The sequence below is a fragment of the Massilia scottii genome, from assembly GCF_030846495.1.
Classification (GTDB): Bacteria; Pseudomonadota; Gammaproteobacteria; order Burkholderiales; family Burkholderiaceae_D; genus Telluria_A; species Telluria_A violaceinigra.
Map to the genome: position 1 here is coordinate 212,913 of NZ_JAVCWM010000013.1, position 10,692 is coordinate 223,604.

Below are 10,692 nucleotides of genomic sequence, written 5' to 3' on the forward strand. Positions count from 1 at the left end.
CACGTTCCCCCGGCCGGCTTACGCCACTTCGTGGCCGCGCGCGGCGCGCAGGATGGCGAACCAGTCGCCGCGGCTGAGCGTGAAGCGGGTGCCGGCGACGGCCACGGCAATCGCTTCGATGCGTCCGGTGCCGGTCAGCGGCACTGGACGGCATGGCAACTGCATGATCCACGCAAACACCACGCTGGCGAATGGCTGGTTCAGCGCATCGGCGATGCCCTTGATGACCAGGCGCAGGTGATCGGCATTGTCGTCGCTGCTGGCGAACAGGCGTCCGCCGGCCAGCGGCGACCAGATCATCGGCGCCACGTCCAGGTCTTGCAAGCCGTCGAAGGTCTGGTCGAACATCGGCGTGGTGTGCAGGGGCGAGAACTCGACCTGGTTGGTCGCCAGTTCGATGCGCCGGTTGAGCGACTCGAACTGGTGGCGCGAAAAATTCGACACGCCGAAATGGCGCACCTTGCCGGCCTGGCGCAGGGCTGCGAAGGCGGCGGCGATCTCGTCGAACTCCATGAGCGGATCGGGACGGTGGATCAGCAGCAGGTCGAGGCGGTCGGTGTGCAGCTGGCGCAGCGATTGCTCGACCGACGCCACGATGTGGGCGGCGCTGGTGTCGTAATGCTGGATAGAATGCTGCGGGCGTTGCGCGGACACCAGCTTGATGCCGCACTTGCTGATCAGCTCGATACGGTCGCGCAGCGAAGGCTGCAGGCGCAGGGCTTCGCCGAACAGGCCCTCGACGCCATAGTTGCCGTAGATATCGGCATGGTCGAAGCTGGTCACGCCGAGTGCGATGCACTGCTCGATGAAAGCGACGCGCTGCTCGGCCGACATGCCCCACTCCCCCATGCGCCACATGCCGGCGACGATGCGCGACAGCTCGGGGCCATGGGGGCGTGTACTTACGCGCGGGCAAAACAGGTCGGCGGGCAGGGTTGCGGTCATCGGTTTCTTTCTTTTTTTTAAATTGTTTCCTAACCGGGGTCAGACCCCGGTTAAGCAACTTTGAGGCTTACTTGAGCCAGAGGCGCATCGAGTCCCAGGCGCGGCCGAAGATCGAGGCTTCCGCCACTTCTTCCAGCGCGACTACCGGCAGTTCCAGCATCTGCTTGCCATCGACCATCATCTTCAGGGTGCCGACTTTGCTGTTGAGCGGCAGCGGGGCGACCAGCGGGTCGTTGCGTTCGAGTACAGGCTTCATCTTGGCCGCGACACCTTTCGGCACCGTCACCAGCACGTCGTGGTTGAAGCCGATCTTGACCACGTTGGCCGATCCTTTCCACACTTCCGGCGTCTGGATCGCCTGGCCCTTGGCATACAGCTTGACCGTGTCGAAGTTCTGGAAGCCCCAGTTGAGCAGCTTCTGGCTTTCCTGCGTGCGCGCCTGGTCGGAATTGGTGCCGAGCACGACCGAAATCAGGCGGCGCTGGCTGTTGCCGTTGGGACGGCGCGCCGAGGCGATCATGCAGAAACCAGCCGCTTCGGTGTGGCCGGTCTTCATGCCGTCCACCGTCGGGTCGAGCCACAGCAGGCGGTTGCGGTTCGGCTGGGTGATCTTGTTGTAGGTGAAGCTTTTGACCGAGTCGATCTTGTAGAACTCGGGGTAGTCGGCGATCACGCGCGCGGCCAGGACCGACAGGTCGTGTGCGGTGGAGAAGTTGTCAGGGTGCGGCAAGCCGTGCGGGTTGGCGAAGCGCGTGTTTTTCAGGCCCATGCGCTGGGCTTCGCGGTTCATCAGGAACACGAAGGCGCTTTCGTCGCCGGCCACCGCTTCGGCCAGGGCGACGGCGGCGTCGTTACCGGACTGCACCATCAGGCCGTGCAGCAGGTCGTCCACCGACACCGGCGTGGCCGGGTCGATGAACATCTTGGAGCTGCTGGCGTCGACCTTCCAGGCCCTGACCGAGACGTTGATCATCTGGTTCAGGGCCAGCTTCTTTTCCTTGAGCGCGGCAAAGGTCAGGTAAGCCGTCATGATCTTGGTCAGCGAGGCCGGTTCGATGCGGGCGTTGGGCTCGTGCGAGGCGATGATCTGCCCGCTGGTGGCGTCGAGCAGCATCCAGGAGCGTGCTGCGATGGTCGGCGAGGGCATGGTTTGCGCAACGGCGGACGATAGCGCCAGGACACTGGCAGCCAGTGCGGCAATAAGTTTTCTCATGGGAATAAGTACTCAAAAAAGTGGTGCAAAAAGGGGCGCCCAATTATAGTGGCTATAGTGGAATTGCGCCCTCACGCCGCCACAGTTGGACCACCAGTGTTTTGATGTGGGCCAGCTTGCGGTGGAAGAAATGATCGGCGCCGGGAATGACGATGACCGGAATGTCTTGCGGCCGCGCCCAGTCCAGCACCTGGGCCAGGGTAATGGTGTCGTCGACTTCGCCGTGGATCAGGATGGTGTCGGCCGGCACATCGGGCATCGGCCATTTGCCGGCGGCGCTGCCGACCAGCACCAGGCGCTCGGCCGGCCGCCCCGCAGCGATCAGGCGTTGCTGCAGCTGGGCTTGCACGAAGGTGCCGAACGAAAAACCCGACAGCGCTACCGGCAGCCCCGGATACTGGGCCTGCATGTGCGCGAGCATGAGGGCCATGTCGTCGGTTTCGCCGGCGCCGCCGTCGTGCACGCCGGCCGATTGGCCGACGCCGCGAAAGTTAAAGCGCGCCACCACGTAGCCGAGCGCAACGAAGGTGCGCGCCAGGGTTTGCGCCACCTTGTTATCCATGGTGCCGCCGTACAGCGGGTGCGGATGGGCTACCAGGGCGATGCCGCGCGGCGCGCCGGCGGGCAGGTCGAGCAGGCATTCCATCGGTCCGGCGCCGCCGGCCAGGGTGAATTTTTCAGCGTGTTTGTTCAGCAGATTATGCGTGGCAGTGTTCATGTAAACAAGTAATCAGATTTTGAGGCGATCGACGACCTTGCCGCCAACCAAATGGGAGTCGATGATTTCATCGATGTCGCTGGTGTCGACATAGGTGTACCAGGTGCCTTGCGGATAGACCACCAGCACCGGGCCTTCGTCGCAGCGGTCGAGGCAGCCGGCCTGGTTGATGCGCACCTTGCCGTGCCCGTTCAGGCCGAGCTCCTTCATGCGGCGCTTGGCGTGCTTTTGCGCGACTTCGGCGCCGAGCTTGCCGCAGCACTGGCGTCCATCCTCGCGCACATTCATGCAGATAAAGACGTGCTGCTCGAAGTAGGGTGTATCGCTCATGGGGGTTCCCGTTTCTTTCCTGTACTGCGTGATCGGTATTTGCATGCGCGCAAAACTACGCGTCAAGCTAGCGCAATGATACGCGCTCTTCGCGCCGATTGAGTTTATGCGAGGGCAGCAGCAGGAACCAGATCGCAAAAAACGGCCATAGCAAGGATAGGAATTGCGCTGCGCCATTAAAGTTCAGGAACTTGCCTTGCACCCAGCCTTGCAGGGTGGCACTGAAGTAGGGGTTGACCGGGATCGTGTTCACCACCAGCAGGCTGAGCACGAGGGTGACCACCGCCAGCCGCCGCTGCGCCGTTTCGGGCGCGAACGCCAGGCCGGCGAGCATGATCAGGCCGATCAGGAAGCCGCCCTGGGCGCCCGGGGTGATCCAGGCCAGCGCATTGTCGGGCTTGAACAGCAGGGAACTGGCCAGGGTCTTGGTCAGCAGCGCCGCGCCCAGCATGGCGCCGATCAGCAACAGGCGCGGGGCGCCGCGCCGCAGCAGGCACAGCATGGTCAGGACGGCGCCGGTCATGCCGCAGGCGGTGATGATGGTTTCCGACAGCCAGTATTGTTCCACGCTCATGGCGGCGCCCGGACGCAGCATGGCGATAAGGTCGATGTCGGTATCGAGCCAGGCCGACAGCCATTCGGAAAAAATCGGCAGCAGCTGGCCATGGCCGAACATATAGCCGAGCGGATAGATCTGGGCCAGCGGCCACAGGGCCAGCAGCACCAGGCCCTGGCTGGCGTGGGCCGCGAACCAGCGCTGGCGCAGCTTGTACAGGCGGCTCTGGTCGAGGAACGAGCGCGCGCCGAGGGCGCCGATGATGGCCCCCGCCAGCGATCCGGCCGAATTGGTGATGAAGTCCAGGCTCGATGGCACGCGGCTGGGCAGGTAGGTCTGTACCGCTTCCATCGTGCCCGATGCGAGGATGCCGAGGATGGCGGCGGCGAGGACGGCCCACACGCCGCGCACGCGCGGGTACATGGCCAGCACCAGCAGGGTCCCGAGCGGGATGTAGCCGATGATATTGACCATCACGTCGAAGCCGGTCCAGTACTGGGGCATGGACAGGGTCAGGAAAATCAGGGGCGACAGGCCGCTGCCGCGCCAGCCGGAAAACGGAAACCAGCTGGCGTACACGATCAGCAGCATGTAGGCCAGCAGCGACGCGCGCGCCACGGGCGAGCCGCGCACGGCGGCCGTTACCGGTGGGGGAACGGGCCCAGGCCCTGGCGCGTCCGGCGCGTTCATTCTTTTTTGAGCGGCAGCGTGGCGAGCCAGGCGATAACGTCGGCGGCGACCGTGTCGGTGGCGCCGGCCAGCGCGCGCGCGCCGCCGCCGGCATCCATGCTGGTGGCGGGGTTCTTGCGGTCGAAGGTTTTCTGGTCGATCAGCTTATGCCCCTGGAACAGCGACGCGCGCAGCACCAGCTGGCCGTGGCTCTGGGTCTGGCTGTCGAAGTTGTGGGTGAAGTCCTCGATTTCCAGGCGCAGGATCGGCACGCCGTCGGAGGCGTCGCTCACGCTGAGCACCTTGGCGCCCGACTGGGCGATGCGCGACTTCAGACGCTGGGTGACCATCTGCAGCGGCGTGGCGCTCCAGCGGCTGTTGGCGTAGGTGCGCGCCTGCAGCGGGTCGCTGTAGTTCAGGCGGTAGTACATACGCTCGCTGTCGAGCGCCGCCGAACCGGTCACTTCGCCCACCACGACGGCGGCGATCGGCGCGCGCGCGGCCTGGGCGGCATTGGTCGCGGGACCGAAGTCGAAGGTGGTGTTCAGGGCCGGTTTTTCGCTGGCGCAGCCGGCCAGCAGCAGGGCGGCGCCGGTGCTGGCGGCCAGCAGCAGGCGGCGCACGGTCGTGGTCACGTTCGTGGACACGTTCGTGCGTGGATTCTGGGTGTGATTCACGGTGGTCCTCATTTGGTCGGTGCGGTAAAACCTGGTTCACCCGGCCCCGGGGTGGCCGGCGCGGCGCCGAACAGCAGGCTTTGCGGACGGTCGTTGAGCGAATTCATGGTGCGGCGCACGGCCCGCAGCGAGGTGCGCGCTTCGTCGGTCATGGCCACGAAGTGCGGCAGGGTTTGCATTTCGAGGTCGGTGGTGACCGCTTCGAGCGAGCCGCCGACCCGGTCCACGGTGCTGTTCAGGCGTGCAATGGCGCCATTGGGCGACTGCAGGTCGTCGGCCAGTTTGGTGTAGCTGCGCGTCATGGCGGTGGCGCTGGAAGTGAAGGTGTCGAACGAGGCCAGGCTCTGGTCGGCCTTGGCCGTCAGTTGCGGCAGGCGCGCCAGGGTCGGTTCGAGCCTGGCCGGAATCTCGCCGTAGGCAATGGCGGCCTTGCTGATGTTGGCGAAGGCGTCGAGGATGATCTTCTGGTTTTCCGGCGCCGCCATGGCGTCCAGGCGGGTGGCCAGTTCCTCGGCTTTGTCGAGGATCACCAGGCCGCGCTTTTCAAGCTGGTCGAGCAGGCCCGGACGTAGCGGAATGCGCGCCAGCTTCTCTTCGCTGCTGGCCATCAGGGGCGAACCGGTTTTTTCGTCGTCGAGCTGGATGAAGGCGATTCCGGTCACGCCCTGGTAGCCGAGGGTGGCGAAGGTGGTGCTGGTGACCGGGGCTTCGGCATCGACCGACAGGTGGATCAGGATCTGGCCGGGGATCTTGGTATCGAAGCTGATGGCATCGACCTTGCCCACTTCCAGCCCGCGGTAGCGCACCGCCGCCTGCGGGTTCAGGCCCGGGATCGACTGGATGGTGGCGATCTGGTAGGGCACGCGCTCGACCCGGTCGCGGTTGAACCAGATGCCCGCCAGGACCGTGGCCACCAGCAGCGCAATCGTGAAGAAACCTGTCATCAGGGCGTGCGATCTGTTTTCCATATGCTAGTGCTCCGGTGCGTGCTCGGCGTCGTATTCGTCGAGCACTTCGAGGGCGCGCTGGCCGCGCGCACCCAGGAAGAATTGTTTGATGAAGGGATGGTCCACTTTCAGGACATCGCGCGTCGGTCCGATCGCGATCACGTGTTTTTCGGCCAGCACCGCGATCCGGGTCGACAGCGCGAACAGGGTGTCCAGGTCGTGCGTGACCATGACCACGGTCAGTCCCAGTTCGCGGTGCAGCGACCGGATCAGCGCGACAAACGCGTCCGACAGATCGGGGTCGAGGCCCGCGGTAGGCTCGTCGAGAAACAGCAGCTGCGGTTCGAGCGCCAGCGCGCGCGCCAGCGAGGCGCGCTTGATCATGCCGCCGGAGAGGTCGGACGGCATCTTCATGGCGTGTTCGACGCCCAGGCCGACCATGTTCATTTTCAGCAGCACGGCGTCCTGGATCACGTCTTCGGGCAGGGCGCGCAGTTCGCGCAGCGGCTGGGCGATGTTGTCGAACACGGTCAGCGCCGAATACATCGCGCCCTGCTGGAACAGCATGCCCCAGTGGTTGCGCATGCGCTGCAGCTGCTCGGCGTCGGCCTCGCTGATGTCTTCGCCGAACACGCGCACGCAGCCTTTCGCGGGCGTCTCCAGGCCCAGCATCTGGCGCAGCAGCACCGTCTTGCCGGTGCCCGAGCCGCCCACGATCGACAGGATCTCGCCCTGGTAGATATCGAGGCTCAGGTCCTGGTGCACCACGGTGCGGCCGAATTTGGTCCACAGCCTGGTGATCTGGACCACCGGCGGGCCGACATCTTCCCCGGGCCGCATGTTCAGGTGCTGGCGCGCGCCTTGCGTTTTTTGTTCATCCATCAGAAACCGACTCCGCTGAAAATAATCGCAAACACCGCGTCGGCCAGGATCACCACCGTGATCGCGGTGACCACCGAGGTGGTGGTGCCGTGGCCCAGGCTTTCGGTGTTCGGCTTGATGCGCAGGCCGAAGTGACAGGATACCAGCGCAATGAGCATGCCGAAGGTGGTTCCCTTGAGCAGGCCGATGAGGTAGTTCGCCAGCGGCACCGCGTCCGGCAGCTTTTGCAGGAAGTAGCGCGCCGACAGGTTCAGTTCGACCTTGGCCGAGACCATGCCGCCGATCAGTGCCATGGCATCGGTCCACACCACCAGCAGCGGCATCGAAATCGCCAGCGCCACCACTTTCGGCATGATCAGGCGGTAGCCGTGCGAGATGCCCATGACCAGCATGGCGTCGAGTTCCTCGGTCACGCGCATCACCCCGAGCTGCGCGGTGATGGAGGAGCCGGAACGGCCCGCGACCAGAATGGCGGCCAGCAGCGGTCCGAGTTCGCGGATCACGCTCATGCCCAGGATATTGACCAGGTACATATCGCCGCCGAACATGCGCAACTGCTGGGCCGACAGGTAGGACAGCACGACGCCGATCAGGAAGCCGACCAGCGCGGTGATGCCGAGCGCCTGGAAGCCGGAGTGGAAAATATTGGCCGATACTTCGCGCCACGGCCCCGTCATCGGATGGCGGATGAAGCGGCCGATATCCTGCACCACCTGGCCGATCAGGCGGATGAAGCCTTGCGTGTGCTCGAAGAAGTGGAGCATGCCGCTGCCCAGTGTCATCACCCAGTTGAAACGGCTGGGGCGCGTGCGCGGCATCTGCAGCTTGCTCGCTTCCTCGATGCGCTTGAACAGTTCTTCCTGTTTTTCGGCCAGCTGGAGCTGGGCCGGGCGCTGCTTGCCCCAGGCGTTCCAGAACATCTGGGCGCCGATGTGGTCGAGGCGGACGATCTGGGTCAGGTCCCATACCAGCGCCGGCTTGTCCTTGAGCGAGGTGAGGGTGGCGTTGATGGTCTTGATCGCGCCGCACTGGGCCAGCGCGTGGACCTGCCAGATCCCGTTGGCGACGACCGATTGGGGCGAGCCTGCATCAGGCGATTCGAGGGTTAAAGTTGGCGCATTTTCAATCTGCATTGCGCCAGTGTAAAAGAGAATCGCCGCGACCGCTACAGGAGTTCGTGCGCGGGGTCGCGGGACCGCCCATGTAGTCGTTTGTTTACAGCGCGGGTGTATGCACGGCCGTCACGCTGCCAGATGGCGCGCCTGGCGCTGCGGCACGCTCGCTACCGGCCTGGCCTTTTCGGCCGGGGCATCGACGCGGCCGGCATAATCGCTGCCTACCAGTTGCGCCGCGTCGGTACGGCTCATGCCGCGCGTCTCGAGCCATTGGGCGACCAGCCTGGCCAGGCGGTCGAGCGCGATGCGGTGGGTGGCATCGGTTTTCGCATAGATCCAGTCGGAGAAGGCCATGAAGTTGGCGAACGGGGACTCGCCCAGCAGGTGCGCGAGCGTGTGCGCGAAGCGTCCCGAGTTGGCCACCAGGTCCCAGTAGCGCGCAAAGCGCACCAGGCGCTGCATGGTCTGGAAGTCGATCAGCTTCGTCGCCAGGATGGTGTACGGCGGGTAGGGATCGAAGACCAGGCCGTGTTCTTCGGTGTGGCGGATGATCGGCGTGCCGCGCAGGCGCTTGAGAATGCCGAACTGGATTTCGTGCGGCTTGAGGGCGACCAGCTGGTCGAAGCCGCGCGCGAAGCTGTCCATGTCCTCGCCCGGGAGGCCGGCGATCAGGTCGACGTGCAGGTGGGCGTGCGACTGTTCGCACAGCCAGCGGATGTTCTCGGCGGCCTTGGCGTTGTCCTGGCGCCGGCTGACCAGCGCCTGCACCGCCGGATTGAAGCTCTGGATGCCGATCTCGAACTGCAGCGCGCCGGGCGGGAACTTGCGGATGCCATCTTTGAGCGCATCGGGCAGGTGGTCGGGCACCAGCTCGAAGTGGGCGTACACCGGGTCGTCCGGGTTCGCTTCGAGTTTGTCGAGGAAGAACTGCATGATCTTCAGGCTGGTCTTGATATTGAGGTTGAAGGTGCGGTCGACGAACTTGAACAGGCGCGCGCCGCGGGCGTGCAGCGTTTCGAGCTCGCCCAGGAAGGTGTCGAGGCCGAAGGGCCAGGCGGTCTTGTCGAGCGCCGACAGGCAGAACTCGCACTTGAACGGGCAGCCGCGCGACGCTTCCACATACAAGGTGCGGTTGGCGATGTCGTTGTCTGTATATAAGGAGTAGGGCATGGCGATGTCGGCCATCGGCGGCTGCACGCCGGCGTGGATCTTCATCAGCGGCTTGGGGCCGTGCAGGATCTCGCCGCACAGCTTGGGGAAGGTGACGTCGCCCCAGCCTGTCACCAGGTAGTCCGCCATCTGCACAATGGCTTGCTCGCCCGGCTCGTGCGACACTTCCGGCCCGCCCAGCACGATCACCACCTGGGGCGCGACGCGCTTGAGCATGGCGACGACCCTGGTGGTTTCCTCGACGTTCCATATATAGATACCGAAACCGATGATGCGCGGCGACTGCGCCAGCAGGCGTTCGACGATTTCGGTGGTTTTCGCGCCGATCACGAATTCGTGCAGGCTGGTCTGCTCCTGCAGGGGGCCCATGTTTGCCAGCAGATAGCGCAGCCCCAGCGATGCGTGGGCGTAGCGGGCGTTCAGGGTCGAGAGCAGGATGGTCATGGCGGGGCGGCGTTGGCGAAAGCTGCCATTCTACCTGCGCAGGGCTGGCGATCGGCAGGTGTCAGCATGGTGTTGCTACCGCATGACAATTTCAGGCATAAATCTTGCATTGGAGAGGAGTTGAAGAGCCAGGCTGTTGTGTTCTTGCTCAGGAACGTGCGTATGGGAAATATGTTTACGCATCTCGCCCCTATGCTACGTTAGTATATGAATCGATCACCATCGTGTGGAGTAGTGCGCCACTTTTTGTCACATGAATAAATTACAGCCCATTTTTGTCATCGTTGCTGCCCTTATTTGCTGCGCCGCGTCCGCCCAGCAAATGTACAAGACCGTCGGTCCGGATGGGAAAGTCACGTTTTCCGACCGTCCGCAAAACGGCGACAAGCTCAAGGTCAGCGTGATGAAGGGCTCGGTGCTGCGCGCAGTGGAGGGGCCGGTGCCGGCCCAGCCCAAGATCGCGCCGCCCCCCAGGGGCAGCGGCGCGGACGCATCCGGCGGCGGCATCTCGGCTGCCGGCGTGCCGTCGCCCGAGCTGCAGCATGCCGTGCTGGTCGTGGCGCTGATGTCCGAAGTGGCCGCCAAGTTTGAGCCGGTCTGTTCCAATGCGGCGCCCCTGAGCAAGAAATTCGTTACCGCCGCCAACGGCTGGAAACAGCGCAACAGCAGCTTTATTGAAAAGCAACGGCGCGCGATGGCCGACATGGCTCCCGCCAGGCGGACTGCGCTCCAGGGCGAGGTCGCGGCCAAGATTCATGAGGTCATGGCCGAGGTGATGGGTCAGAGCGTGTCGGGTCGGGTGCAATGGTGCGACAAGGCGACCATCGATATGTCGGGCGGAACCAATGATGTGGTCAACAACGTGGACGTGGCCATGCCGCTGATCACCTATAAATCAAAGTAATTCACAAAACGTGGCTTGTGGAAACGCGGCCCTTTTGCTATAGTTTGCCTCCCCGCTGAAACGGTAGCGAAATCAAGTAGTTGCAGGACAGATCAGGGGCGTTTCGAAAGAAGCGAAGAAAC

11 protein-coding genes are annotated in these 10,692 nt (G+C 64.2%); 1 reads left to right on the forward strand and 10 read right to left on the reverse strand.

Going from position 1 to position 10,692, the window contains the following annotated elements; all coding sequences use genetic code 11:
- Window positions 1–18: 18 nt before the first annotated feature.
- From RBA41_RS19610 to RBA41_RS19655, 10 genes are all read right to left on the reverse strand, one after another.
- Window positions 19–945 (reverse strand): aldo/keto reductase, encoded by a 927-nt coding sequence (locus RBA41_RS19610; protein ID WP_306625942.1) that lies wholly within the window; start codon window positions 943–945, stop codon window positions 19–21.
- A gap of 67 nt (window positions 946–1,012) precedes the next feature.
- Window positions 1,013–2,158 carry a D-alanyl-D-alanine carboxypeptidase family protein gene (locus RBA41_RS19615; protein ID WP_306625944.1) on the reverse strand — a complete coding sequence of 382 codons (1,146 nt, stop codon included), beginning with the start codon at window positions 2,156–2,158 and terminating at the stop codon, window positions 1,013–1,015.
- 52 nt (window positions 2,159–2,210) lie between these two features.
- Window positions 2,211–2,852, reverse strand: coding sequence for an alpha/beta hydrolase (locus RBA41_RS19620; protein WP_306625957.1), 642 nt, complete (start codon window positions 2,850–2,852; stop codon window positions 2,211–2,213).
- A 36-nt stretch (window positions 2,853–2,888) separates the two neighbouring features.
- Window positions 2,889–3,206: a (2Fe-2S) ferredoxin domain-containing protein gene (locus RBA41_RS19625; protein WP_126074683.1), complete on the reverse strand. Its 318-nt coding sequence runs from the start codon at window positions 3,204–3,206 to the stop codon at window positions 2,889–2,891.
- A gap of 67 nt (window positions 3,207–3,273) precedes the next feature.
- Window positions 3,274–4,452 (reverse strand): VanZ family protein, encoded by a 1,179-nt coding sequence (locus RBA41_RS19630; protein ID WP_306625945.1) that lies wholly within the window; start codon window positions 4,450–4,452, stop codon window positions 3,274–3,276.
- Window positions 4,449–5,108, reverse strand: a complete 660-nt coding sequence (locus RBA41_RS19635) for an ABC-type transport auxiliary lipoprotein family protein (protein WP_306625947.1) — start codon at window positions 5,106–5,108, stop codon at window positions 4,449–4,451. Before RBA41_RS19635 ends, RBA41_RS19630 begins: the two co-directional genes overlap by 4 nt.
- Before the next feature lie 8 nt (window positions 5,109–5,116).
- Window positions 5,117–6,076, reverse strand: coding sequence for an MlaD family protein (locus RBA41_RS19640; RefSeq protein WP_306625949.1), 960 nt, complete (start codon window positions 6,074–6,076; stop codon window positions 5,117–5,119).
- A gap of 3 nt (window positions 6,077–6,079) precedes the next feature.
- Window positions 6,080–6,895: an ABC transporter ATP-binding protein gene (locus RBA41_RS19645; RefSeq protein ID WP_306625958.1), complete on the reverse strand. Its 816-nt coding sequence runs from the start codon at window positions 6,893–6,895 to the stop codon at window positions 6,080–6,082.
- 41 nt (window positions 6,896–6,936) lie between these two features.
- A complete protein-coding gene (locus RBA41_RS19650) occupies window positions 6,937–8,070 on the reverse strand; it encodes an MlaE family ABC transporter permease (RefSeq protein WP_306625951.1) in 1,134 nt (377 codons plus the stop codon).
- Window positions 8,071–8,178: 108 nt separating this feature from the next.
- Window positions 8,179–9,666, reverse strand: coding sequence for a B12-binding domain-containing radical SAM protein (locus tag RBA41_RS19655; RefSeq protein ID WP_306625952.1), 1,488 nt, complete (start codon window positions 9,664–9,666; stop codon window positions 8,179–8,181).
- Window positions 9,667–9,988: 322 nt separating this feature from the next.
- Between RBA41_RS19655 and RBA41_RS19660 the strand changes: the two genes are divergently transcribed.
- The gene (locus RBA41_RS19660; RefSeq protein WP_374709571.1) at window positions 9,989–10,570 is read left to right on the forward strand and encodes a hypothetical protein; all 582 of its coding nucleotides are present in this window, start codon (window positions 9,989–9,991) and stop codon (window positions 10,568–10,570) included.
- Window positions 10,571–10,692 lie beyond the last annotated feature (122 nt).